The 26,075-nt window shown below is 39.6% G+C and carries 16 protein-coding genes; 9 read left to right on the top strand and 7 right to left on the bottom strand.

The window, feature by feature from the left end:
- Positions 1–331: 331 nt before the first annotated feature.
- Both ASU31_RS18475 and ASU31_RS18480 read right to left on the bottom strand, forming a co-directional pair.
- Positions 332–526, bottom strand: a complete 195-nt coding sequence (locus tag ASU31_RS18475) for a hypothetical protein (RefSeq protein WP_057933764.1) — start codon at positions 524–526, stop codon at positions 332–334.
- A gap of 88 nt (positions 527–614) precedes the next feature.
- A complete protein-coding gene (locus ASU31_RS18480; RefSeq protein ID WP_057933765.1) occupies positions 615–1,199 on the bottom strand; it encodes an RNA polymerase sigma factor in 585 nt (194 codons plus the stop codon).
- Positions 1,200–1,458: 259 nt separating this feature from the next.
- Between ASU31_RS18480 and uvrA the strand changes: the two genes are divergently transcribed.
- From uvrA to ASU31_RS18505, 5 genes are all read left to right on the top strand, one after another.
- Positions 1,459–4,272: an excinuclease ABC subunit UvrA gene (gene uvrA / locus ASU31_RS18485; RefSeq protein WP_057933766.1), complete on the top strand. Its 2,814-nt coding sequence runs from the start codon at positions 1,459–1,461 to the stop codon at positions 4,270–4,272.
- An 8-nt stretch (positions 4,273–4,280) separates the two neighbouring features.
- Positions 4,281–4,934: a LysE family transporter gene (locus tag ASU31_RS18490; protein ID WP_057933767.1), complete on the top strand. Its 654-nt coding sequence runs from the start codon at positions 4,281–4,283 to the stop codon at positions 4,932–4,934.
- 431 nt (positions 4,935–5,365) lie between these two features.
- On the top strand, positions 5,366–6,208 hold the full coding sequence (locus tag ASU31_RS18495) for a metallophosphoesterase family protein (RefSeq protein WP_057933768.1): 843 nt from the start codon (positions 5,366–5,368) through the stop codon (positions 6,206–6,208).
- A gap of 16 nt (positions 6,209–6,224) precedes the next feature.
- Positions 6,225–7,064, top strand: coding sequence for a hypothetical protein (locus ASU31_RS18500; protein WP_057933769.1), 840 nt, complete (start codon positions 6,225–6,227; stop codon positions 7,062–7,064).
- A gap of 25 nt (positions 7,065–7,089) precedes the next feature.
- Complete coding sequence (locus tag ASU31_RS18505; RefSeq protein ID WP_083505424.1) at positions 7,090–9,531, top strand: bifunctional YncE family protein/alkaline phosphatase family protein; 2,442 nt, start codon at positions 7,090–7,092, stop codon at positions 9,529–9,531.
- 581 nt (positions 9,532–10,112) lie between these two features.
- Here the strand turns inward: ASU31_RS18505 and msrA are convergent.
- The 3 genes from msrA to ASU31_RS18520 all read right to left on the bottom strand — a co-directional run bounded on the left by msrA (position 10,113) and on the right by ASU31_RS18520 (position 13,352).
- Positions 10,113–10,601 (bottom strand): peptide-methionine (S)-S-oxide reductase MsrA, encoded by a 489-nt coding sequence (gene msrA, locus ASU31_RS18510; RefSeq protein ID WP_057933770.1) that lies wholly within the window; start codon positions 10,599–10,601, stop codon positions 10,113–10,115.
- A gap of 624 nt (positions 10,602–11,225) precedes the next feature.
- Positions 11,226–12,101, bottom strand: coding sequence for a hypothetical protein (locus ASU31_RS18515; protein WP_057933771.1), 876 nt, complete (start codon positions 12,099–12,101; stop codon positions 11,226–11,228).
- Positions 12,102–12,104: 3 nt separating this feature from the next.
- Positions 12,105–13,352: a YdcF family protein gene (locus ASU31_RS18520; RefSeq protein WP_209435020.1), complete on the bottom strand. Its 1,248-nt coding sequence runs from the start codon at positions 13,350–13,352 to the stop codon at positions 12,105–12,107.
- Between the two features lie 317 nt (positions 13,353–13,669).
- On the opposite strand from ASU31_RS18520, the gene ASU31_RS18525 reads away from it, so the two are divergent.
- Together ASU31_RS18525 and ASU31_RS18530 are read left to right on the top strand one after the other, a co-directional pair.
- Positions 13,670–16,942: a SusC/RagA family TonB-linked outer membrane protein gene (locus ASU31_RS18525; RefSeq protein WP_057933772.1), complete on the top strand. Its 3,273-nt coding sequence runs from the start codon at positions 13,670–13,672 to the stop codon at positions 16,940–16,942.
- Between the two features lie 10 nt (positions 16,943–16,952).
- Positions 16,953–18,482: a RagB/SusD family nutrient uptake outer membrane protein gene (locus tag ASU31_RS18530; RefSeq protein WP_057933773.1), complete on the top strand. Its 1,530-nt coding sequence runs from the start codon at positions 16,953–16,955 to the stop codon at positions 18,480–18,482.
- Positions 18,483–18,924: 442 nt separating this feature from the next.
- Here the strand turns inward: ASU31_RS18530 and ASU31_RS18535 are convergent, their stop codons facing one another.
- The gene (locus ASU31_RS18535; protein WP_157258107.1) at positions 18,925–19,548 is read right to left on the bottom strand and encodes a S24 family peptidase; all 624 of its coding nucleotides are present in this window, start codon (positions 19,546–19,548) and stop codon (positions 18,925–18,927) included.
- Positions 19,549–19,677: 129 nt separating this feature from the next.
- Here ASU31_RS18535 and ASU31_RS18540 point away from each other — a divergent pair, with 129 nt between their 5' ends.
- A complete protein-coding gene (locus ASU31_RS18540; RefSeq protein WP_057933775.1) occupies positions 19,678–20,850 on the top strand; it encodes a hypothetical protein in 1,173 nt (390 codons plus the stop codon).
- Positions 20,816–21,700, top strand: coding sequence for a HEPN domain-containing protein (locus tag ASU31_RS18545; protein WP_083505425.1), 885 nt, complete (start codon positions 20,816–20,818; stop codon positions 21,698–21,700). Before ASU31_RS18540 ends, ASU31_RS18545 begins: the two co-directional genes overlap by 35 nt.
- A 215-nt stretch (positions 21,701–21,915) precedes the next feature.
- Here the strand turns inward: ASU31_RS18545 and ASU31_RS18550 are convergent, their stop codons facing one another.
- A complete protein-coding gene (locus tag ASU31_RS18550; protein ID WP_057933777.1) occupies positions 21,916–25,971 on the bottom strand; it encodes a hybrid sensor histidine kinase/response regulator transcription factor in 4,056 nt (1,351 codons plus the stop codon).
- Between the last annotated feature and the right edge of the window lie 104 nt (positions 25,972–26,075).

A 26,075-nucleotide genomic window follows, 5' to 3' on the forward strand; every position in this document is an offset into this window, starting at 1 on the left:
GTTCCGAAGGGTCTCTACGGATTGAGTTATGGAAAAGAGTCTTTGACTCATTTCTGGTTCATAACTAAAAGTTGAATCTGGAAACTCAACATGATATGATAGTCCGTAGTGACGCTGTGCTTAACACTACGGATAGGAGGGTTATATGGTTAAATATTTGATGACAAATAGTTAATGACTTGCGAAGGTATAATAAAGCACCGCCAGTTATAGATCCAGCCGGTTTGCAATTACCAATGAAAGAATGGCAAATGAATTATTGAATGCATAAAATAAAAAAAAGCTTGCCCCACCCTGTGGAACAAGCTTTTTTGGCTCATGTAAAGATTTTCTACTTTGTTCTGCTGTAAGCTAAAATCTTGTTGATGGTTTCATCTTGAGGATTTTTAGCCAGTCTATCTAACTTACCTTTTATTTGATCATAAAATAAGTCGATTTCTGCGTCAGATTCAATATCAGTTCTAGGCTGAAACATGTTAGGTGTAGGTAAATTTACATTTGTTTTTGATGTAGAGGTTTTTGTCATAAGCAACTAAATGTGATAAGTTTTATAAACTTAACGATAGTTCAGATGCTTTATTTCAACCCCTAAAAAATTTTATGTAACATTTTTACTACCCTTTGTAGGTCATCTCCTTTGTTTTAAGCATTTTACGCAAATTACTCAATGCATAACGCATACGGCCTAATGCTGTATTAATGCTTACATCGGTTAAGTCTGCTATCTCTTTAAAACTTAAATCAGCGTAATGGCGCATTAAGAGCACTTCTTTCTGTTCATCAGGCAATAAATGGATCATTGCTTTTAAATCTTTATGGGTCTGGTCGCGAAGCATTTTATCTTCCGCGCTCTCGTCATAAAAGTGTAGCATATTGAATACATCCATTCCATCAGCACTGGTGATGATTGGTGTTCTCTTTTCTTTTCTGAAATAATCGATAACCAAGTTATGGGCAATACGCATTACCCAAGGCAGAAACTTGCCTTCTTCGTTATATCTTCCCGACCGCAGGGTATTAATTACTTTTATAAAAGCATCCTGAAAAATATCCTCCGCCAGATATTGGTCTTTAACCAATAAGTAGATAGAGGTATAAATTTTACTTTTATGTCTTCTTAAAAGTTCCTGCAATCCATTCTCGTTCCCGGTAATATATACCTTTACCAGGTCCTGATCATTATATGATTGTAAATTCATAGGTTTACCTACACTAAATCCCGTACTATTTGCTAAAAATTAATTTGTAGATGTTTAATTTCTATAGCTTCTCTCCTATGTTTTTTGAATGTGTTAGTTTGGTTTTGAGGTTGTTAATATTCAAAGAAAGTTATTTTTTTATCAAAAAACAAAAAATAAAATGTTAAAAAATAAATTAACCGTCTCAGTACCCTATTTTTGTATGTTCTTAAAACCCTAACAACATTCTGGGGTTATACATTTATATTCGTTACTATACATGAGCAAAAAAGAGGCCGAAAAAGATCCGCATAAAAATATTATCATAAAAGGTGCCCGTGTGCACAACCTAAAAAACATCGATGTTGCCATTCCAAAAAATAAACTTGTGGTGGTAACAGGTATGTCGGGTTCGGGGAAATCTTCGCTTGCATTTGATACTTTATATGCGGAGGGGCAACGCCGATATGTAGAAAGTTTATCTTCTTATGCCCGCCAGTTTATGGGGCGGATGAATAAACCCGATGTTGATTATATTAAAGGTATTGCTCCGGCAATTGCCATCGAACAAAAGGTTATTACTTCCAATCCACGTTCTACCGTTGGTACCTCGACCGAAATTTACGATTACCTCAAACTGCTTTTCTCGCGGATCGGTAAAACCATTTCACCTGTTTCGGGAAAAGAAGTGAAAAAGGATTCGGTAAGTACGGTGGTAGACTATGTAAATGCCATGCCCGAAGATACAACGGTTACTATTTTTTGCCCGCTGTACCCACACAATAACCGTACGATTAAGGAAGAACTGGCTATTTTATTACAGAAAGGATTTTTACGCGTTCTGATTAACGATAAAATAGAAAAAATAGAAACGGTTTTAGACGATGCTGATTTTAAAGATGAAGAACTTACGGATGATAAAACCGTTCAGATCCTGATCGACCGTATTGTAACCAACCAGGAAGAAGAAACATTAAGCAGATTGGCCGATTCGGCACAGACTGCTTTTTTTGAAGGTAAAGGCGATTGTTATGTGGAAGCCCAGGGCACAACTAAACATTTTAGCGATCGGTTTGAACTGGATGGAATAAAATTTGAAGAACCTACACCGAACTTTTTCTCTTTCAATAATCCTTATGGTGCGTGTAAACGTTGTGAAGGTTATGGAAACGTAATCGGCATTGATGAAGATCTGGTTATTCCCGATAAGAGCAAAAGTATTTACGATAATGCCATTGCCCCCTGGCGCGGCGAAAAAATGAATATATGGTTGCAGAATTTTATTAAAGCTGCACCAAAATTCGATTTCCCGATTCACCGGCCTTATAGTGCCTTAACAGAAACGGAACAACGTTTACTTTGGACAGGAAATAAATATTTTGCGGGCCTCGATGCTTTTTTCAAAGAACTGGAAGAGCAGACCTACAAAATCCAGTACCGCGTAATGTTATCACGTTACCGTGGTAAAACCACCTGTCCTGATTGTAAAGGCTCGCGTTTGCGTAAGGATGCATCTTATGTAAAGATTGCTGAAAAATCGATCATCGATGTGGTGCTGATGCCATTGGCAAAAGCGCTGGTTTTCTTTAACGAGCTGAAATTAAACACCAACGATACCAAAATTGCCAAACGGTTATTGGCAGAGATTGATAACCGTTTCCTTTATTTAAACAATGTAGGTTTAGGTTACCTCACCTTAAACCGTTTATCGAATACGCTTTCGGGTGGAGAATCGCAAAGGATTAACCTGGCAACTTCATTGGGAAGTAGTTTGGTGGGTTCTATTTACGTTTTGGACGAACCGAGCATTGGTTTGCACCCTCGTGATACCAATAAACTGATCGAAGTGCTGATCTCGCTCCGTAATGTAGGCAATACTGTTTTGGTGGTAGAACACGAAGAAGAAATGATGCGTGCAGCCGATTATATTATCGATATCGGCCCTGAAGCTGGTACCCATGGTGGTAATTTGGTTTTTAGTGGAAATTATGAGGAGATTTTAAAAGATAAAAATAGCTTAACAGGCCGTTACCTATCGGGAATAGAAAAAATTGCCATTCCGGATAAACGCCGTAATTGGAAAGATCACATCCTGATTAAAGGAGCAAGGGAAAACAACCTGCAGAATATCGATGTGAAGTTTCCTTTAGGGGTTTTTACAGCAGTAAGTGGTGTTTCGGGGTCGGGTAAAACCAGTTTGGTTAAAAAGATCCTATATCCTGCACTGCAAAAGGCAATTGGCAACTACGCTGGTGAGCAAACGGGTGCTTATGATGGCATTTTTGGCAATTACGATCTGGTAAGTGCTGTAGAAATGGTTGATCAGAATCCGATTGGCCGTTCTAGTCGTTCTAATCCGGTTACTTATGTAAAGGCCTGGGATGATATCCGCGCCCTGTTTTCGGGTCTGGCATCGGCAAAAGCTGCGGGCTTAAAACCAGCTGCTTTCTCTTTCAACGTAGAAGGTGGCCGCTGCGATGTTTGCCAGGGTGAGGGAGAGGTGAAGATCGAAATGCAGTTTATGGCGGATATTTACCTGCCTTGCGAGGCCTGTAACGGTAAACGTTTTAAGCAGCAGGTTTTAGATGTAACCTATAAAGAGAAAAATGTATCCGAAATTTTGGATATGACTATAGAAGAGGCGGTAGAATTTTTTAAGGATGAACAAAAGATCCTCAATAAATTAAACCCATTGGTTGATGTAGGCCTGGGCTACGTACATTTAGGTCAATCTTCTAATACCTTATCGGGTGGTGAAGCGCAGCGGATTAAACTTGCTTCGTTTTTGATTAAAGGAAATAATGCGAATAAAACCCTGTTTATCTTTGATGAGCCAACAACCGGTCTGCATTTCCATGATATTAAAAAACTGTTAAAGGCGCTGAATACCTTGATTGAACAGGGGAACACTATTTTGGTAATTGAACATAATATGGACATGATCAAATGTGCCGATTGGGTAATCGATATTGGCCCTGAAGGGGGCGATGGCGGCGGTCAGGTGGTATTTGAGGGTATCCCCGAAGATTTAGCTAAGGTAGAAAAATCGTACACCGGAAAATATTTAGCATCGCATTTAAATTTAAATCCATAATTTCGGCAATGCTTTTTCTAACGTTTTTCATAGGCATCATTCTCAATGCCATGGGCTATATTCCTCCTGGCAACATTAATCTCACCGTTGCGCAGCTTGCCATTAATAAGGGTATGCGGCAGGTATGGTACTTTATTCTTTCCTTCTCTTGCGTAGAAGTGTTTTTTACCTTTGGTATGATGCGTTTTGCCCGCTGGGCCATGAGCGATATCAATCCGAACGAGGCTGTAAGCGAAGTGCGCTTAAGTACTTTAGTCGATTGTTTTATGATCGTGATGTTTTTGGTGATGGGTACCATTACCTGGAAAAACCGGAAAAAAGTGCCTAAAACTAGCAACAAAAAAGAAGATAAGCGCAGTGGAAGTGTTTTGTATGGATTAATTTTAGGCGTATTAAACCCTGTTCAGATTCCATTCTGGCTGTTTTTTGGCAATTATGTAATTTTACACCAATGGATCGAAACGGATTACCTTTCATTAGTGATTTTTAGTTTGGGCTCGGGCGTTGGTTCTACACTCGCACTTTACTTATATGCGCATTTTGCAACTTATATTCAGGAGAAGTTTGCCCTTAGTAGCTTAATTATTAATAAATCGATAGCGATATTTTTATACGCGCTGGCAGCTTATATGGTGATAAAACAGGCGATTATTATTCTATAACATTGTTTGCCTGCGAAATAGAAAGAATCTTCTTAAATAAGTTGAAGGTCCTTCGACAGGCTCAGGATGACATCCGTTTGGGTCTTTTACCAAAAATAAATAATTGCTCCTTTTTTAATTGTCAGTCTGAGCTTGTCGAAGACCCAAAGTTAAGATACCGTAGGTTAATGATCTCTAGCCTAATCCCAAGGTCTGTGTCTCCACAGACCTTTTATTTTTCGCTCTTTCATTGAATTTTTCATTGCAAACCATTGTTTCCGTTCTGTGAGGACACAGACCGAGGGATAAGCTTGAGAAGATATGCGCGTGATTTCTGTTATAAAATTGATACACAGATACGCTTCGGTTAACCTAATCATAACATTAAATTTATGTTTAAGAAGTCTGGTCAGGCTAATATTGGACTTTGATACAAAACATATCTTATCCTTATGTCTAACAGACGATTTTTTCTGAAAAATAGTTTGGCTGCTGCTGTAGTAGCCAGTATTTCGCCAGTTCTTTCTTCATTTGCTGAAGAACACAGCGCTCCCGCCAGATCGGGCAAAGCACCTAAATTACGTTTCGCTATCGCATCCGATGGACATTATGGTCAGCCTGGAACGGAGTACAAACTGCACCACGAGAATATTGTGAAATGGTTAAATGAATCGCATGATAAAAATCCACTCAATTTTGTGATTATTAATGGGGATCTTGTTCACGACCGGCCGAAACTATTATCGGAAGTAAAAAAAGAATATTACGATAAACTTAAAGTCCCTTTTTACGCCATTCCAGGTAATCACGATCATGCTGATGCAAAGATCTGGAAATCGGTTTTCGGTTACGAAGATAACTTTTCTTTCGAAAAAAATGGAGTAGGTTTTGTTTTGGCCAATACTTCTGATACCAAGGGCACTTATTTATGCCCTAACAACGATTTTTTAAAGCAGGAGCTCGATAAGTTTAAAAATCTGAAAACTGTTTTCGTGGTGTTGCATATCCCACCTCATTTCTGGGTGCCCGAAAGCCCTTTTGTAGACTGTCCGGATACGATTAAACTGCTGCATGGTTATGCCAATGTAAAGGCTGTATTTCATGGGCATGACCACAGTCTAGATGCCGTTTTTTATACTGATAAACTTCCTCATTTTTTTGATGCACATATTGGTGGAAACTGGGGTACAGCCTATAAAGGTTACCGGATTGTAGAGGTTGATGAAAATGATAAGATCCAGACTTATCAGGTAAATGCAAGTCAATCGCCACTATTAAATGAAACCAAATTTTAATTGATAGATCATCGCAATGAAAAAGACATTTTTGATGCTCATTTTTGCTGGTGCTGTTTTAAACTGTGCAGCACAGAAAATAAATGAGACCACGCCTGAAATCAAAAGAGGAGCCGATGCCGCTCAGCCCTTTCTGTTTTCGCTGAATACCTTAACCGCAGAAAATCCCCGTTGGAATATCCATTACTCTGGAAGTTATGGCGAAAGAACCAACGGACAGTTTGGTTATGATGGCCTAGGACAACAGTTTGGTGTTAAAGGGTATTTAGGCAGCAGGTTAACCTTGTATGCCACTGCGGCCATCGGTTTTGCCAATTCAGGAGGTGTAACCTCTGCCCAACAGGCTGAAGTGATCAGGGATTTAGTAGGCGGTAAAGGCATAACTGGTTTTAGGTTAGGTGCTGGTTTAGGCTTAAGCAGAGATTGGTCGAGTATTGGTTCTGCGATTAGCCGGATTACCGCTTCGTTCGATCAGACAAACTGGCGAATGGCGGGTAACCTTCGTTTCGAAAAAGCTTTCGATAAAACCAGGGATAAGCTCGATTTTATAAGCAGTTTTGGCTATCAGCACCGCGTTTCTAACGTTTTATATCTTGGCTTTGAAGCCTTAGGACAGGATTTAGAAGGCTTTTGGGAAAAGGATGAAGCAGAAGGTGGTGCAAAGGTAATGATCGGGCCATCAATCAATCTGGAGCCAAACCATTCAAAACTTTCGTTCTCTCTTTCTGGCGGACCTGTTTTTTATGCAACCCGTAGCCAGGTAATCCCATCAGAGGCCATCCGCGAAATCGGTTCCGTAGCTTCAGGCAATGGCTATACCATCAGGGCCCTGGTTAATTTTAATCTTCATCGTTAATGTGTTGCTAAATCAATTTAAGAAAATGAAAAAATCATACCTATTTATATTATTCGGTTTCCTGTTCATCCAAAAAGGATTTGCACAATGGCCCGGCAAAAACGAAAGTACCCAGCAGATTTTATTGCCGAATGGGTGGAAACTGAGTCCGGCGGGACATTCGCTGCAATTGGGCGATCTGCCTTTAAATATGCAATTGAGCGCTTCGGGTAAATACCTCGCCATTACCAATAACGGGCAAAGCACCCAGTCGCTGCAATTGCTTGATGCGAAAACAGAAAAGATTATTAATGAAAAAGTGCTGAGCAAATCCTGGTACGGCATTGCTTTTAGTAAAGACGAAAAACACCTTTATGCCTCAGGCGGTAACGACAACTGGATTTTAGATTTTAATATCCAGAATGATAAACTGGGCAAAAGTGATACGATTAAACTAGGCCCCGTTTGGCCAAAAGGGAAAATCAGTCCGGCGGGGATTGTTGTAAACAAAAACAACGGTAAATTATATACGGTAACCAAAGAAGACAGCAGTTTATACATTATCAATCCGGCTGAAAAGCAGATCCTGAAAAAAATCCAGCTTCCTGCAATTGCTTACAGTTGCGTTTTATCTGCAGATGAAAGTAAACTATATGTTTCGCTCTGGGGTGGAAAATCTATTGCGGTTATCGATTTGGTTTCAGAAAGCATTTCACAGCGTATTCCTGTTGGCGATCATCCAAATGAACTATTGCTTAATAAAAAAGGAAATATTTTATTCGTAGCCAATGCAAACGACAATACGGTTTCGGTAATTAATACTTTGAATAATAAGGTAATCGAAACTATTGCTACTACCCTTTATGCCACGCAGTTAACAGGCTCTACCACTAATGGTTTGGCTTTGAGTGCCAATGAAAAAACTTTGTACATCGCCAATGCAGATAACAACTGTTTGGCTGTTTTTGATGTGAGCAAACCTGGACTAAGCTTAAGCCAGGGTTTTATCCCGGTAGGCTGGTATCCAACAAGTGTGAAGGTTTTAGGCTCGAAAATTTTGGTTACAAACGGTAAAGGAAATACGCCTATGGCTAACCCTCAAGGGCCGCAACCGATTTCAAAAGTCGACAATAGCGGTTACCATATGGGCAGTACAGCCAATAGCCGGTTGCAGTATATTGCCGGTTTGTTTAAAGGAACCTTATCTTTTATTGATGCACCAAAACCTGAGCAGTTAAAAGCATATACCAAACAGGTATATGCCAATACGCCCTTTACCGATAAGCGGACGATCATGGCCGATGGTGAAGCCGGAAATCCTATTCCGCGTAAACAGAACGAAAAATCGCCCATTAAACATGTTTTTTATATCATTAAAGAAAACAGAACCTACGATCAGGTGCTTGGCGATTTACCAAAAGGAAACGGCGATTCTACTTTAACACTTTTCGGCAGAAAAATTACACCTAACCAGCATGCTTTTGCCGAAAACTATGTGCTGCTTGACAATTTCTATGTTGATGCAGAGGTAAGTGCCGATGGACACAACTGGAGCATGGCTGCTTACGCTACAGATGTAGTTGAGAAAACCTGGCCAACCAGTTATGGTGCTCGCGGCGGAAGTACTACCTTTGAAGGCGGCCGACCGGTTACCTATCCTAAAGGTGGTTTTATCTGGGATTATTGCCAAAGGGCAGGAGTAAGCTACCGCAGTTATGGTGAGTTTGGCGATTATGGAAAAGCGAATATTAAATCGTTACAGGGTCATATGTGCACCGCTTCACCAGGTTTTGATATGGATATTAAAGACCAGGTTCGGGTTGATGCATGGCAGCATGATTTCGATTCGTTACTGGTGGCAGGCGTTGTACCACAGTTTAATACTTTAAGAATATCTAACGATCATACCAGCGGACAAAAGAAAGGTAAATACTCGCCACAGGCCGCAGTTGCCGATAACGATTTAGCAGTAGGTCGTATTTTGGAGCATTTATCTCACAGCTCGATCTGGAAGGAGTCGGTTGTTTTTATTTTGGAAGATGACGCACAAAACGGACCAGATCATGTTGATGCACACCGTTCGCCAGCATATGTGGTTGGTCCTTATGTTAAGCGGAATACACCTGTTCATACGATGTATTCTACTTCCGGTTTTTTAAGAACAATGGAGCTTATTTTAGGTTTGCCACCAATGAGCCAGTACGATGCTGCTGCCATGCCACTGTACGAATGTTTTACCGCTACGCCTGATTTTACACCTTATAATGTGATTCAGCCGCTTATCGATTTAGATACGCGGAATGTGGCAGTGAATGAGAGCAGCAGACGTTCTGAACTGTTCAATTTTGCAAAGGAAGATTCGGCACCGGATTTAGATTTAAACGAGGTGGTATGGAAATCGGTTAAAGGGGAACAATCAGTAATGCCAGCACCAAAACGGAGTGCTTTTGTGATTTTGGAGAAGAAGAAGAAAGATGATGATGATTAGGTCATGATCCTCCTGAAACGCAATGAAATGGATAAATCTTTTCTAAGAATCTAGGTGGTCTGTGAGGACACAGACCACGGGGATGGGTTAGGTCATGATCCTATTTTAAACAAAAAGGCAATTTTCGATTAAGAAAATTGCCTTTATATAATTTGCGCCCATGGTCTGTGTCCTCACAGACCATTTTGTTTTTATACGTTACATCAAGGATTTCTCCACAATGGAAATGAATCTATATCGTCATTTCCTGAAGTGCAATGAAATGGATAATCTTTTCTATGGATTTAGGTGGTCTGTGGGGACACAGACCACGGGGATGGGTTAGGTCATGATCCTATTTTAAACAAAAAGGCAATTTTCGATTAAGAAAATTGCCTTTTATATAATTTGTTTCCATGGTCTGTGTCCTCACAGACCATTTTGTTTTTATATGTTACATCAAGGATTTCTCCACTACAGAAATGAAGATGAATCTATATCGTCATTTCCTGAAGTGCAACGAAATGGATAAATCTTTTCTAAGAATCTAGGTGGTCTGTGAGGACACAGACCACGGGGATTAGTCGAAATGACGATCTTATTTATAATTTCCAGTCTGGTCTTTCGAAGTGGCAGGTATAACCGTAAGGGTTTTTCTGTAAATAGTCCTGGTGTTCTTCTTCCGCATTCCAGAAATCTGTTTCCGGTACCACTTCGGTTACAATTTTGCCAGGCCATTTACCAGACGCATCCAACTCGGCAATTAATGCGTTTGCAGTGTTTTTCTGTTCTTCACTATTGTAAAAAATAGCTGAGCGGTACGAGGTACCTACATCATTTCCCTGTCTGTTGCGTGTACTCGGATCATGGATCTGGAAAAAGTATTCTAATAATTTACGGTAGGTTAAAACAGTTGGATCAAAGGTAACTTCAATGGCTTCGGCATGTGTACCATGGTTCCGGTAAGTGGCATTGGGAACATCACCACCAGTATAGCCTACCACAGTAGAGGTAACACCTGGGTAATGACGGAGCAGTTCTTCTACTCCCCAAAAGCAGCCGCCTGCAAGAATGGCTTTTTCAGTATTCATATATCTTTCCTTTTTTTGATTAATAAAGATACGGTGAAGATGTGTAAAGGGAAAGTAAAGAAGGGTGGCTGTTTAATTGTATGGTTTAGTCGGTGAGACACCAACCGATAGGATAAACTACATAGTGTCATCCTGAGCGTAGTCGAAGGATTATTTTGCTAGATAAGCTTACATGATCTTATATTCCTTACATGGTTAAACGCATCTAGGGTTCTTCGACTACGCGCAGACTGACAAATTAGGGCGACTGCAAGCTTATGTTTTGGAGCGCAAGGCTTCTGCAAACACACTAAATTTCTTCCCGTCTTTCGCTTTTACGCTTTCCCGAAAGTTCGGGATGCCTCGTCGCTGCAGGGTAACGCTTCAACCGGGGCTAAGAGGTAGTGCAGTTTTTCATTTGTGAGGTTGCAAAGGGCACAAACCCTTGTTCCTAAACCCGATTGTAATGGAAAGCACGTAGCGAGGAACGAGCACGGACTTGTAATGAAAAGCGGGGCTACCAGCGGCCAAGAACCACAAGCCATTCTTTTCCTAATTTCAACATACTAACAAATCCGTTTTCGGTCGGTGAGACACCAACCGATAGGACGAAATGCTATTTATTGCTGAGCTTACCGCCAGACGCTACCCGCCATCCGCAAAATCCATAAAACTTACATTGTTTTTGCGCGAAGAACTTACGGCAATTCCTTTATCGACCTGATCTGTAAAGGTAAAACCTTCCAGCTCATCCGGTTTATCGGTGTCTATAACTTTGATAACAGATTCCTGACCGCTGGCAATAGATTTTTCCAGATCAAGAAAGGTCAGTCTCCATTTACGCCCTTCCATCTGGTTCTGGATTAAAACCAAAATACCTTTAGCCGCAATCCAATGTAAGTTCTGTACCCATGGTGAGCAGGTAAATTTTTTAAAGAGAATTCCCTTTTCACTTGTTTTATCGGCTTTTGATAAGGCTTCGGGATTGTATAACCGTACTTCATTGGCTTTATTGCCATAATCAGCCGTTGCTACGAACCATTTCCCTTTATAATTTACATACTCAGGCCGTGTACCCTGGATACAGGCATCATCTTCAATGCTTTTAATCAGGTTTCCATCTAATTTTCTGGTTTTTAAAAACCCTTCCCAGTTGATACAATTAATTACCGCTTTCCAAATGGTGCCTGCTGCATTTTGCTTTACCGAATTACCCACAAAAGTTGGTAAGCCTTTGTGATAGGCAATACCCGTGGGATGTTTGATGATGTTTTCGCCTTTAACGGTGAACTTATATTCCTTATGCTGATAAATCAACGAATCTTTCTGAAGCTGATATTCGCGCATGATGCCCACTTCTCTATCGCCATAAAGAAAATACCTTCCGTTCTGGTAAGAAATGCCCTGACAGGCACCTAATGAATCAATTGTAATTGTTTTTGTGATCTTTCCTTCTGTTTTATTGTACCTGGCCACAAAAAACATCACGATCAGTACTAAAATTGGGTTTAATGTTTTCATAAACTAAGGATCTAAAGGTTCATCAAAATCAATCTGTAGGGATGTTGTATTTAAATAGAATTCAGATTCGGTATCACTTAAACGTTTTCCGTTTTTATAAGGATAGTAGCCGAGTTCTTTTTTGCAACGTTCGGGGAGCAGATTGGTGATATTATAACTCTGCGATTTTACGGTGCAGGCTAAACCTGGTTTATCTACTGGCATCCCGTACCTAAACATCAGCCTTGCACAGTTCCGTAGGTTGGTGGTGGTATGACGGGCATGAGGCTCCATAATAATGGCACTTTCGGGTATCTGAAGTACTTTAATCAGGAATTTCTTCATTTCGTATGCTTCGCTGAACTTGGTTTTATAAGGGTGAACGCGGCCACCCGATACCACAATAAAGGGGGCTACACCTTTTTTATATTGTATGGCTGCTAAGCGGCAACGGATCATTCCGCCAGCACTTAGCGCAACATCTTTTTCTTCCGGGCCAGCCCCTGGAACCAGAATTACGCTGTAAGGATATTTTTTCCAATCTGTTTTTTTGATCTGGTTAATGGCGGCCAGGTTTACGCCTTTGTTCATCGGTTCGTAATCAGCGGCCTCATTGCGTTCGTTCAGTTCTAAAGCCTCCAGGGCAAATAACATAGCAGGTTCGAAAAAGAGCTTATTATTGCCATGTAAGGCTAACAATGCACTTGCCGAAGTAAGTTCTGCGAACGTTTTATCCTTTAAGTTAAAGCTGATCGAATCTATTTTGGGGTAGTTGGGCTTGTTTCCTTCTACGTATACGCCAATTGCATAATTAATGGCATGGGCATCTTGTTCCCATGCTTTTACTAAAAGGGTTTTGCGTTGTTCTTTGGCAAACATGGCATAACAACCTGATGGGATAAGATGATTTTTTACCAAATTTCCCAAGGGATTGTTTTCTGTGTAAAGTAGGGCCAAACGGTTTCCGATATCGGCTATTTCCTCATTGGTAAATTTTAAGGCTTTGGCGTAACATGTAATGTCTGTTTTGCAGGTTGCAACGGCTTCATTTACCTGTGCCGTTTTTGATTTATAGATGTTGCTGAATGCCGTATCTGTACTCAGCATTTTGCGCAGTTCGGGCAATTGCTGGAAAAGTGTAAGCAGGTAATAATTTTTGTATTGTACTTCGTTCCTGGTCTTAATTAACTGATAAGACTGGCTTGTTAAATCTTGTGCAGATAAGCCCTGCCAAAAAAGGCAGAATACAAAGAAGGTATAAAGGGATTTCATCAAAGTTTTGGAAGCAAACTTAAAGATTGGCCATTAAAGAAACATTAACAAGATGTTATGCTTTGATGGTTATTAAAACGATTTATTATATATCTAATGGTGCTTAATATTAATTTAAAGTGCCAGTTCAAATTGGTGTATAGAGTTAACATAATAGATACATCGTGTTAAAAGTACACCGTTACTTTTGCCGCTGTAGAACGCTCAAAAATTACTTGTTAACCTTAAAGGATAAGCCTATGTAAATGTGAAAATCTACGCTTCTACTTAAAACAAAATCCCAATTATATTTCAAAACCATTACTAAGAACAAAAGGATGACATCATTTTTTTTAACCGCAAGTATAAAAAGTGCTTGCCGGAAATTGCTTTTGCCGTTAGGCTTACTGGCCATCTGTAATTCCAGTGCAATAGCGATTAATTATGAAGTAACTGCTTCGGGCTTGCATCATAAAGCATTTGCCACGGTAAGCGGAACAGTTACCGATCAAAATAACCAACCCTTACCAGGAGTAAGTGTTTTCGAAAAGAAAACAAAAAAAACAACTGTTACTGATCCAAATGGTAAATATTCAATTAATGTAGAAGAAGGTGCAATTTTAGTGTTTTCTTATATCGGTTACGATAATCAGGAAGTTGCAGTTAACGGCCGCTCCAATATTAATGTTACTTTAAAAGAAAGCAGCAATACACTTAATGAGGTTGTGGCCATTGGTTACCAGAAGATCAGAAAATCGGACGTAACCGGTGCCATCAGTAGTGTTAAAGCCAGCGAAATGAACTTAACTTCTCCTACTGTTGGCCAGGCATTGGTTGGTAAGGTTGCAGGGGTTCAGGTATCGCAAACCAGTGGTGCGCCATATTCGGGTACCAAAATTAGGGTGAGGGGTATCGGATCCATTAACGCCAGTTCAGATCCCTTATATGTAATTGATGGTTATCCGGCAGGAAACAACGTATCCATCAATCCAGAGGATATCGAAACCATCGACATTTTAAAAGATGCGGCTTCTGCAGCCATTTACGGATCAAGAGCATCGGGTGGGGTCGTATTAATTACAACTAAAAGAGGTGCGGATGGAAAAGGAAAGTTTGAATACGATGTTCAGGGTGGTATTTCTCAGTTGGCTAAAAAAGTAAAGTTATTGGATGCCAACCAGTTTATACAGCTTTTAATCGACGGACGTAACAATGCCTATAAAGATTTATGGGTAAACTCGGGCAAAACCTGGAATGATGCCATGTTCAGCGATAACAATACTACACGTATTGCCAATGTAGGTAATGGAAGTAGTGTAAGTATTCCGGCCGATCTTTATAATTTTAGTACGCAACAGGCTATCCCTGCGGCTTATAATACCGACTGGCAGGATGAACTCTATCGCAATGCGGCTTTTCAACGCCATAACCTTTCCTTTTCTGGCGGTACCAAAGATGTAAAATACTTTTTAAGTGGTGGCTACCAGAACAACAATGGTATTGTAACCAACACCAACCAAAAGGTAACCAACTTTAGGGGGAATATTGATGGAAATGTGAGCGAACGTTTACATGTGGGGGCAAACATAGCTTACACAAAGAATGACAATAGAGAGGTACAGGAAGGACGTTATAACTTAAGTCCGATGATGTCGGCATTAATTTATTTACCTTATCTGCCAGCAAGAGATGCGAACGGGAATCCTATCCAATTTGGAATGGGTGCACTGTCTTCTCAGTTTGGCATACAAAACCCTGAAAATCCTTTGGCAACGGTTGAACAGTTAAAGATTACCAGAAAGAGCAATAGAAGTAATTATAATGCCAATGCTACTTACAAAATTTTAGAGGGGCTTAATTTTAAGGCTAACTTAGGAACACAAACATACAATGAGAAATATGAATATTATTTGCCTACCAGCTTAAGCAGTGGCAATACCCCGCCTTACTCTCCTGAATCGATCAGGGCTGCAAATGCAATTGCGCAAACGCTTAGTCAGGTAGATCAACTGGCAGAGTTTACTTTAAATTACAATAAAACCTTTAGCAAACATAGCATAGATGTTTTAGGTGGATATTCTGCCCAAAAAACATCAAGTGATCTGATCAGGGTAGCAGCAAGCGGGTTCCAGAACGATTATATTGGTGAAATTACGGATAAAGGAGCTGATGCGGGTTTTTTTACGCTAGACCGTAACAGAACAGGTAAAACGGTTACTACTTTACTCTCTTATTTTGGCCGTTTCAGCTATAATTATGCGGGCAAATACTTTTTAACTGGTTCCTTCCGTCGCGACGGTTCTTCGAGGTTTGGTCCGTTAAATAAGTACGGTGTCTTTCCTTCAATCGCTGCGGGCTGGAATTTATCTGATGAAAGTTTTTACAATAACTTTTTGGGTGAACAATCGAGAGTTAAACTAAGGGCCAGTTGGGGCTTAAGTGGAAATAATAATATCCCGGATTACCGGACACTGCAAGAGTTAAGCGCACCAGGTGGCGCGGTTTTCGGAAGCGCGATTTCTACGGCCATTTGGCCAAGTAGCATTCAGGACAGGGGATTAGGGTGGGAATCTACTTCCCAGTTCAACTTTGGTACCGATATCAGTCTGTTCAAAAACCGTGTATCGATTATGGCAAATTATTATTTAAGTTATTCTTTCAACTTATTGTTTAACAAACCGCTTTCTGCAATTGCCGGAACCTCATCAATTTTAACCAATCTTACTGATAGTAGGGTGCGCAATAAGGGTTTCGATTTGCAGATTGATGGCAAAATTATCCAAAACGAAAACTTTACTTTCGGCTTAAGTGGAAACATCGCGGCAAACCGAAACAAGGTTTTAGACCTGGGCGGTAATAGTACGATATTTACCGCTGGTGCAGAGCGTTCGTACATTACACACGTTACACAAGAGGGCCAGCCGATAGGTATGTTTTATGGATTTAAGGTTTTGGGTAGAATTACGGCCGATAATTTAGGCAAGGTAGCGCCATCAGCTGCTTCTACCAACCCGGCAAAAATCGGCGATTTATATTTTCAGGATACTGATGGTAACGGTATTGTAAACGATGCAGATAAAACCGTAATTGGCACACCATATGCAAAATTTACCTATGGTTTCGCCTTAAACACTTCTTACAAAACGTTCGATTTAAGGGCATCATTTAACGGATCGTACGGAAACCAGGTTTTAGACGGACAGGATTATTACCTGTACAACTTTGAAGGTTCAGGAAACCAATATGTAGAGGTTGCCGATCGTTACAGAAATGAAGCCAATCCAGGCAGTGGTTTAAACTACCGCGCCTCGCGTGCGGGCACACAAAGTAACAGCACGCGTTTATCGTCATTTTACATCCAGGATGGATCTTATTTCAGGTGTACCAATATTACTTTAGGCTACAGTTTTCCAAAGCAATTGGCCAATACGCTTAAGGTGAGCAATATCCGCATTTATGCCAGTGTAGATAATGCCTTTACCATTACAGATTATAAAGGTTATAACCCTGAGGTAGATTATAGTGCGGGCAATAACCTTGCTCCTGGTGTAGATTATGGAAACTATCCATTGGCCAGAACCTATAACCTTGGTATCAAATTGACTTTTTAGAACTAAAGAAATGAAAAAACATATTTATAAAGTATTGGCCCTAAGTGCAATTTTAAGTTTGGGTGCCTGTAAAAAAGATTTTCTAAATCAGAGTAATCCCAACGCCATTGCTGTAGAAAACTATTTTAAAACAGAAAATGATGTGTTGCTGGCTGTTAATGGTGTTTACCAATCGCTTAGAAGCAGCAATACCCTTGGAGAGAACAGCGGTCTGTTTACCGATGAGCGCTCGGACGATGCGGGTAGGAATGATAACCAGAGTAATGCCGGTGAACCATTTCAGTTTAATGATTTTTCGCTCCTGCCAAGCAATTCTTATTTAAGGAGCCATTGGCTGGCACTTTATGAGGCCATTGGCAGAACTAATGTTGTATTGACAAACATTGATAAAGTATCTTTTGCTAATGCGGCCACCAAAGAAAATTATAAGGCAGAAGCCAAGTTTATCAGGGCGATTATGTATTTCGAACTGGTGAGGAAATGGGGACCTGTGCCAGTGGTAACCAAACAGCTTAGCACAGCCGATGAAGTAAAAGAGAACACTTTTCGTGTGCCTGAAGCGGATGTATACAACCAGATTGTAACCGATTTAAAAGATGCCCTTAACAGCACCTTACCGAATTTCCAAACAGGAGCGAACATAGGTAGAACTTCAAAAGCGGCAATAAACGCGTATCTGGGTAAAGCTTATTTAACAATGGCGGCTACATTACCAGCAAATAAAACCGAGAACATAAGCAATGCGAATACTTATCTGATGGCAGCTTACAATATGAAAGCTTTCGGAAATTTATCAGAAATTCCATATACAGATGTTTTTGACGTAGCGAAAAAAGCGACCTGTAAAGAGCTGATTTTTCAGATTTCAAATAAACAGGGCGATATTAGTTTTAGCTCGAGCATTGCCGCAAATAACCAGGCCAAAGGCGAAACCATCAACTCGCTTAAACCTTCTACCGGTATTGGTGGCAATGTAAAACTTGATCTGATTAATGAATACGAAACAAACGATTTAAGGAAAGATTTCTCTGTTAAATTTGCTAATGATCCGATTGTAAAAGATTGGTTTATCACCAAATTCCGGGATGCGAGCCAATTGGCAACCAATGCGGGTTATGGAGGCAACGACTGGATTTTAATGCGTTATGCCGATGTAATATTAATGCTTGCAGAAGTAAATATGTTGCAGGGCAACGATGCAATAGCTATTCAATATTTAGATATGGTTAGGGCAAGGGCTGGAATGCCATTATACGCTGTAGCCAAAACGGATGCTACTTATGCGGCTAAATTCCCGACTTTAAAGCTTGCCATTTTACACGAGCGTAGGGTAGAGTTTGCTTTCGAACACCAAAGATGGTTTGATTTAATCAGGAATTTTACTGCTGCAGAGTTGGTTACTTACTTAAAAGCGAAACCACAGTCGGCGTATGGAATTGCTAAGCTGACTAACGTAACCACAAAAGACAGGTATTATCCTATTCCTTTTGATGAGGTGAAATTAGATCCGGTTAAAATGTATCAGAATCCGGGATACTAAAAAGTTAATATACATAATAAGGAAAGCGGGCTGATCATTGATCGGGCCGCTTTTTTAGTTTGGAGTTTTAGGCGTGCGGATGATAGTTTTATGCGTGTGGGTGATGATTTTGATCATGCGGTCGTCATGAGTCGTCATTGCGAGGAGGAACGACGAAGCAATCTTTCATATTAGTGATTCTTGCTAGAAAGATTGCTTCGTCGGCTGAAAAAGCCTTCTCGCAATGACGGTTCATCGCAATAAATTAACCTTCAAAGTGGCACTTTTTAACACAAACTCCCATATAGCTTTTTTAAAATCCGCGGAAATCTGCTGATCTGCGGGAACCCTTTTTTATTCATTCCCGCTGATAAAAGATGATGACGCAGATTCAGTTGGCAATTTGCAATTTTCAGTTAGCTATAAACTGTTAACCGCCAACTGCGAACTGAAAACTGTTCAGCTAAATAATATTCCGTGTAATTTTTCCTTTGATAATATAAAGTGCCTGGATGTTTTTTTTACGGATTACGGTATCGCCTTTAAAATTTGGATTTGAAGAACGGAGGATTAGTTTGGTATTATCGGTGTGCTGAAAAATTAGTTTTATGGTACGTAAACTGTTACTATCTTCATCCGTCATCACCACATAAGCTTCGCCCCATTGTAGAATTTCGTAATTGGTAATTTCTTTTATGGCTATAATTTCGCCTGCGGCATATTTAGGGTACATGCTATCGCCATAAACCGGTAAATAGGCCGTACAATCGTTAAAAGGGAGGTAATTTACCAGATATTCTGCCCGTTGTTCTTCTACCATATGATCTTTAGCATCCGATAGGCTCATATCGAAATAGGGAACACCTTCTTTGCTTTCGCCAACGGCTGGTTTCTTTTTAAAAAATGGTTCGCCCGTTCCGTTTTCAAGCCATGTTAAATTTACGTCGAATTTAAGTTCGAGTTTATCTTTAATCGCATTGGATACTTTTAAACCGCCTCTTTCCCGAAGAACATCTGATAAAGACCCAGCCTTAATATTTAAGGCTTCAGCAAACTCTTTTTGAGTCCTAAATTTTAACAAATCCATTAGGATTTTTAGTCGCTGATTTTCAGATTGTTGCATATATTCAGTAAGGTTTTCTTATTTTTTATAAGTAAATACTTATTTATTTTGCTAAATTCGTTAGCTAATATAATCATTTAAAAAATATACGCTATGGAAGGGATCGCAAATTTTAAAAAAGAAACTATGGCATTTATTGATGCCATTGAAAACTTTTTTCTATCGGATGGTGTAGGCCATCATTTAAATTTTTTAAAAAACTGGATAAACCCACCTCAAAACGAATTCGATTATTCGCCACAAAAGCACCCTGCAAAGCTATTGGGGTTTTATGAAAAACTGGTGCCACTGTTCGATTATTCGGATTTAATTTTTAACCGGATTGAAGCTGATACGGCCTTTGTAAAAGCGATTGAGCTTGACGAATGTAATCTGGAACGCGAATCGGTTGTGCTTGATTATTGCCCGAAGTTGTTGAGCAAGGGCGAAATGAAAAATCCAAAATTTACTTTTTTAGATATTTTTATCTTCTTTGAATCGGATAGCTATAAGATCGTTTATAAGGAATGGTTACTGGCCGGATTGGAAAATAAGCTCGATCTGGATTGGGATCAGTATGTTGCCGCGTTTTATGAGAATACCATGAAAATGCTGGAGGCCTGTTGGCTCATCCACGAAAGGCTCATTACTAAAAATAGTTTTAAAAGCATCGATCGCTATTACCATATGGCCATGTTCGAAAGTACATCGCCTCTGGCTTTCGATCAGGAATTATTTGATGATCCGTTTAAGGCAATTGAATTTTTCTTTAGTTTGGATAACCTTGCAGGGCATAAAACATACCTGAAAAAATGGTATAAAATGGCCTTATCAGAAGCGCACCGTTTAAATGATGTTGCCGATTATTTTTTTCTGTATAACCAGTTTACGAAATTGCTTAACGCTGGCTATTTAATTGCAAACAAAAAGTTGATTTATCAGGAAGCCTTGCCTGAAGGCTTAATTACAGCAGATCGTTTTATTACAAGCGAAGTGTATAACAAAGGCCTTTTCGAAGTAAATACGCTGGCGCCCGAACACATAGAAAATCCTTATCGCTTTGTAGCGTCTTTTTTCATTCCTGAAAAAATTAAACAATTGCGCTTAGGCCTTTTAGAGTGGTTGTATGCTGCCTTTAGTGCCGGGAGCAGCATTAAACTGATGGATAAAGAATTTTTATTTGAGCAGTACGAAGCCATGCTGATGATCATGGAAGCTTTTTTTCTGATGATTGGGAATCCTTCATTGAGTGATGATGTTAGAGAAAGGCGGCATTATGCGGAATAAATCCTTAAATCTTAGCCACAGTGCCATAAAAGAAGAAACCGTAATGCGTTTATTAAAGCGTATTACAGCTGCGGTACCCATTCAATATGTTTATCTCCATAACATTTTTTTTGCCGGTAAAGCAGTACAAGAAATGCTGATTATGGTTTCGTTTAAACATGTGCGTATTTTAAACGAATTAACGCCGGTATTAAATATTGTATTTAATGGGCAAATGGAATTTACTTATCGGGTTTTCCATGTGCACGAGGTTGAGCAAGCTTTGCTAGCGGGGAGTTTGTTTTTTTACTATGCCACGGCAGCTCAAAATTGCTTATTTAGTAAATCTGGAAGTTTTCTTGAATGTGGGGCACCTGAGTTCGTTGCAGATCGGGTTAGCAGCACCTATCAACACGAAACTAGTAAGGCCAACAAATTTTTATCAGGAGCCAATTTCTATTTTAAACACCGAAATTTCGAACATTGCGCTTTTATGCTGCACCAGGTTTTCGATTTAATGTACAGAGCCATTGAAATTTTGGTAATGGGAAAGGATAAAAAAACGCACCGCATCAGTGCCCATCAACTGTATGTTAAAGCCTATGTTAAACCACTTTCTGAGCTTTTTAATGATGATGAGGAAGAGGTTTCCCTGTTGCATTTGCTTGATGAGGCTTATCTGGCTGTTCGGTACGAAAATAATTACACGATCAGTGAAACGGATGTGATGCGACTGTTTGAAAAAATAGATCTATTGTACTGTGTTTCAGAACAGGTTTATCAGGGCATTATGAATAACCATTTTGATCAGCAGGTTACTGAGATGTTTTTAAACCCGAAGCTGGGTCTCTCCATAACCAGCCATCTGTAGTTCAAAGATCTTTCCTCCGAAGGAGTTCCTTTGGAACACTCTGCGGTACTTCGGTTGAGATGACGATACTTTTTATTCGAGCCTGTAAATGGTAGGGTTAATTTATGGGATGAAATCAATATGAATGACATTTTACGCCTTTCATTTGCTAATAAATACGTCAACAATAGCCTTGTTAAAAAAACGGTTTAAATGTTTCGCAAAGCGCTTACAGGTTAATCATTGCTCATAAACTCACTCGGGGTTTTGCCGAAATGTTTTTTAAACTCAGAACTAAAATATTTCCGATCGTTAAATCCTACTGCATAGGCAATTTCAGCAATATTTCCTGTGCCCTGTTTAAGTAATTGGGCTGCTCTTTTTATCCGCATCGATTTAATAAAGTCGTTTACCGAAAGATCAGTCAGTGCCCTTATTTTTTTATAGAGTACAGGTTGGCTCATGCCGATTTCAGAAGATAGGGTTGGCACATCAAAATCAGGATCGGCGATGCGGTCTTCGATAACCTGGATAATTTTATTCAAAAAGCTCTGCTCGGTGGTATTAATCACCATATTTTTAGGCTCGAGCGTAATTACCTGTCCAAATTTATGTTTTATCGTTTCTCTGGCATTTAATAAGTTCTGAATGTTCAGTTCAAGTATTTTTAGGTTAAAAGGTTTCATGATATAGGCGTCGGCACCATTTTCGAAACCGTTTACCTGGTGCACATAAGCCGATCTTGCCGTTAATAAAACGACAGGGATATGGCTGGTTCTTTCGTCCGTTTTAAGTTTCCGGCATAATTCCAGCCCATCCATTACGGGCATCATTACATCACTGATAATTAAATCAGGAATCAGTTCTAAAGCATAATCTAAGCCCGTAGCCCCGTTTTCGCGCTCATAAATCTGGTATGTGTGGCTTAAAGCCTGTTTGATAAAGGTTCTTACATCTTCATTATCTTCTACGAGTAAGATGCTGTTTTTCCTTTTTTTGTCCGAGTCATCTGGTACCGCATCATCTTCTTTAATTTGTTCGGTTACCTGTGTTGCACTAAGGTTATAATTTAAGGCATCGTCGTAATAAACATAATCATGGATAAAATCGGATGGATTAAAATGTGCTTTCCCTGTTTTTAAACTTACGGTGAAAGCGGTATTGCCAAAAGCATTGTCGTTTTTAGGTGTGCTTTCGAAACTGATCTGGCCATGATGCAGTTCTACAATGCTTTTAGAAAGTGATAGGCCCAAACCGGTACCGATGGTTGTAGTGGCATTGGCCTGATAAAAATTGGTGAATAAATTCGCCTGGTTTTCTAATGGAATGCCCTTACCGTTATCGCAGATCTTTATATTAACCAATTGTTTTTCTGTTTCTATTTTTAGGCTAATTTTTCCGTTTACCGGTGTAAACTTAAAGGCGTTGGAGAGTAAATTAAACATCACTTTTTCCATTTGAACTTTATCAAAATAAAGCTCAATTTCTGCCTGTGCGGTTTCAAACTGGTAATCGATGTTTTTAGAAATGGCCATGTTCTGAAAAGCCAGAAATATTTCCCTGCAGAATTTTACCACATCGCCTGGGCTCACATGTAGTGCCATTTTTCCGCTTTCTGCCTTTCTAAAGTCGAGCAGTTCGGTAACCAGGTTCATTAAACGGTCGGCATTATTTTTTATGGGTTGCAGATCCCGGTTCAGGACGGGGTCGTCTTTTGCGTTTTCGATCAATTTATCTAACGGTCCAACAATGAGTGTTAAAGGCGTGCGGATCTCATGAGAAATATTGGTGAAAAATTCTAGCTTATGCTCGTTAATCTCTTTTTCTTTTTTAAGTACAGCTTTTATTAACAAATAGCGAATAAATACAAAAGATATAGCTACAAAAACGAAGAAATAAAACAGATAGGCCCACCAGGTTCTGTAAAAAGGTGGATTTACTGTAATGCTGATCTTGCGTATATTGGCGCTCGGAACGCCATCATTATTAACTCCCCTAACCATAAAAGTGTAGTTGCCCGGGGGAAGATTGGTGTAAGCAGCCGTTGGGATACTTACATCGTTCCAGTTTTTTTCGAAACCATCTAATTTGTATGCATAACGATTTTTTTCTGGTTTAATAAAGTTTAAGAGCGCAAAACTTAAACTAAATGTATTCTGGCGGTTCGAAAAAACGAGTTTATTTTTTAGGCCAATGTTCTGATCGAGCAGACCGTCTTCAGCGTTGATTTTTATCGGCTTATTATCGACTTTTAAATCTGTTATTACAAGTGTTGCTGCCTTGTTATTGGTTTGTATGCGGTTGGGATAAAAGCTTATAAAACCACTGTATCCGCCAAAGAACATTTCGCCATTGGCACTTTTAAAAAAGGCATTGGCATTAAATTCATTTCCTGGAAGCCCATCGGCAACAGTATAGTTTTTAAAGGTTTTATTTTTTCTGTTAAACATAGATAAACCATTGGCTGTGCTTATCCAAAGGTTGCCATTATCATCTTCCAATACACCAAGCACATTGTCGTTCGGTAAACCATTTTTTACGGTGTAGTAGATTACTTTATTTGTTTTTTGATCGTAGCGGATTAGCCCTTTGTTATTGGTGCAGATATAAATCTCTTTATTTCTTGTTTCTGTAATGCCGTTTACATAATAATCTAAAGGCTTTTTGGTTTGTGCATCGCATAAAGTGTAAAACTCTTTTTTATCAATATCATAGATACAAAACCCGTTTGTGGTGCCGAAGTAAACGCGATCGGTAACCATTAAAGCTTTAACTATTGCCGATTTAGAGAGAATGTTTGGAAGTTTGAAGTCGTAAAACCTTGTTTTATCAGGACTGGAGATCTTAATGCCATTTCGTTGAGTGGCTACATATAGGTAGCCGTTCTGGTCTTCAGCTAGTGTAGTAACCTCATCGGGTACATCTTCAGGATGCCTGCTGAAATTGAAACTCTTAAACGTGCGGTTTTTGCTGTCATAAACATTAAGTCCGCCCGAATGTGTACCGATCCAAAGTTTGCCGGCCTGATCCAATATTATTTTTTTGATCAGGTTTGATTTTATAGCGTTATTGCGGCCATCATTCTTAAAAGCGGTGAAAGTATTTGCCGATCTGTTGAAATAGTTTAATCCGCCGCCTTCTGTTCCGATCCAGAGATTTTTATTTTCATCTTCGGCGAAAGCACTTACCACATTGTTATTGATACTGGAGGTGTATTTGCTCGTGCTGTAAATATTAAATGCCGTAGTATAAGGATAGTTGATATTAACACCGCCAAAGTAAGTGCCCACCCAAATAGAACCATTCTGATCTTTGTACAAGCGGTGTACGGAATTCTGACTCAGGCTTTTTTTATTCTCTGGGTCATATTGAAGGTTTACACAATTGAAATTCTGGGTATCCATCACACTGATGCCATCCAATGTGCCAATCCAAAGTTTGCCTGCATCATCCAATACCATGGTGCGGATGGTGTTGTTTACAAGCGAATTCTTTTGACTACCTGAGTGTTTAAAATTTTTAAAGGTTTTAGCCGAAGGGTCAAAAAGGTTCAGGCCATTATCCTGTGTGCTTACCCACAGTTTATTTTGAGCATCTTCGATAATGCCGGTAATATAATTTTCGCTGATATCGCCAGGTTTCCCGTGATTCTTAAAAACAACGCTTTGGTAAAAGCCGTTTTTTAGGGTCATTTTTAATAATCCATTGGATGTTCCGACCCAGATATTTCCCTGGTGATCCTGCTTTACAGTTCTAATGTTATGATATATTCCATCCTTAAGCTTGTCGCTAAAGAACACTTTTATTTTCGAAGTGTCCCCGTTAACAAGAAGATTCAATCCGTTTAGTGTGCCGATCCAGACATTTCCTTTTTTATCTTCGGCAATGCAGTTGACCATATTGTTGCTGAGTCCTTTTGGTCGTGCGGTAATACGTTCGAAATTGTCGGTTGTTTCGTTATACCTGTTTAAGCCTGTATTGGTGCCTACCCATAAATTTTGGTGCGAATCGGATAAAAGACTCACGACGTAGCTGTTCAGTATGGACAGGGAATCGGTATTTGAAAATTGATAAACTTTAATGTTATAACCATCATACCGGTTTAGGCCATTACGGGTGCCGAACCACATGTATCCTTTTTTATCCTGGCAGATGGCCAGTACCGAAGTTTGTGATAAGCCTTTTTCTACTCCAAGGTGATCGAACAGGATGGGCTGTTGGCATTTACCCTGCATTACTGATCCTAAAAACAGGGTTGCACATAGCAAATATTTCAGGAAGGCAGTAGGCATGGGATAGTTGGTTATAGTGGTTATTGGCAATCTAAATTATGGTTTAAAAGCATTTTTGCCAAATATTTAGAAAATTACACCTAAATATTTAGAAAATTATACCC

Source organism: Pedobacter ginsenosidimutans, assembly GCF_001442625.1.
GTDB lineage: Bacteria > Bacteroidota > Bacteroidia > Sphingobacteriales > Sphingobacteriaceae > Pedobacter > Pedobacter ginsenosidimutans.

Coding starts and splice junctions, on each gene's coding strand:
- ASU31_RS18475 (WP_057933764.1), bottom strand. CDS start 526: ATGACAAAAACCTCTACATCAAAAACAAATGTAAATTTACCTACACCT.
- ASU31_RS18480 (WP_057933765.1), bottom strand. CDS start 1,199: ATGAATTTACAATCATATAATGATCAGGACCTGGTAAAGGTATATATT.
- uvrA (WP_057933766.1), top strand. CDS start 1,459: ATGAGCAAAAAAGAGGCCGAAAAAGATCCGCATAAAAATATTATCATA.
- ASU31_RS18490 (WP_057933767.1), top strand. CDS start 4,281: ATGCTTTTTCTAACGTTTTTCATAGGCATCATTCTCAATGCCATGGGC.
- ASU31_RS18495 (WP_057933768.1), top strand. CDS start 5,366: ATGTCTAACAGACGATTTTTTCTGAAAAATAGTTTGGCTGCTGCTGTA.
- ASU31_RS18500 (WP_057933769.1), top strand. CDS start 6,225: ATGAAAAAGACATTTTTGATGCTCATTTTTGCTGGTGCTGTTTTAAAC.
- ASU31_RS18505 (WP_083505424.1), top strand. CDS start 7,090: ATGAAAAAATCATACCTATTTATATTATTCGGTTTCCTGTTCATCCAA.
- msrA (WP_057933770.1), bottom strand. CDS start 10,601: ATGAATACTGAAAAAGCCATTCTTGCAGGCGGCTGCTTTTGGGGAGTA.
- ASU31_RS18515 (WP_057933771.1), bottom strand. CDS start 12,101: ATGAAAACATTAAACCCAATTTTAGTACTGATCGTGATGTTTTTTGTG.
- ASU31_RS18520 (WP_209435020.1), bottom strand. CDS start 13,352: ATGAAATCCCTTTATACCTTCTTTGTATTCTGCCTTTTTTGGCAGGGC.
- ASU31_RS18525 (WP_057933772.1), top strand. CDS start 13,670: ATGACATCATTTTTTTTAACCGCAAGTATAAAAAGTGCTTGCCGGAAA.
- ASU31_RS18530 (WP_057933773.1), top strand. CDS start 16,953: ATGAAAAAACATATTTATAAAGTATTGGCCCTAAGTGCAATTTTAAGT.
- ASU31_RS18535 (WP_157258107.1), bottom strand. CDS start 19,548: ATGGATTTGTTAAAATTTAGGACTCAAAAAGAGTTTGCTGAAGCCTTA.
- ASU31_RS18540 (WP_057933775.1), top strand. CDS start 19,678: ATGGAAGGGATCGCAAATTTTAAAAAAGAAACTATGGCATTTATTGAT.
- ASU31_RS18545 (WP_083505425.1), top strand. CDS start 20,816: ATGATGTTAGAGAAAGGCGGCATTATGCGGAATAAATCCTTAAATCTT.
- ASU31_RS18550 (WP_057933777.1), bottom strand. CDS start 25,971: ATGCCTACTGCCTTCCTGAAATATTTGCTATGTGCAACCCTGTTTTTA.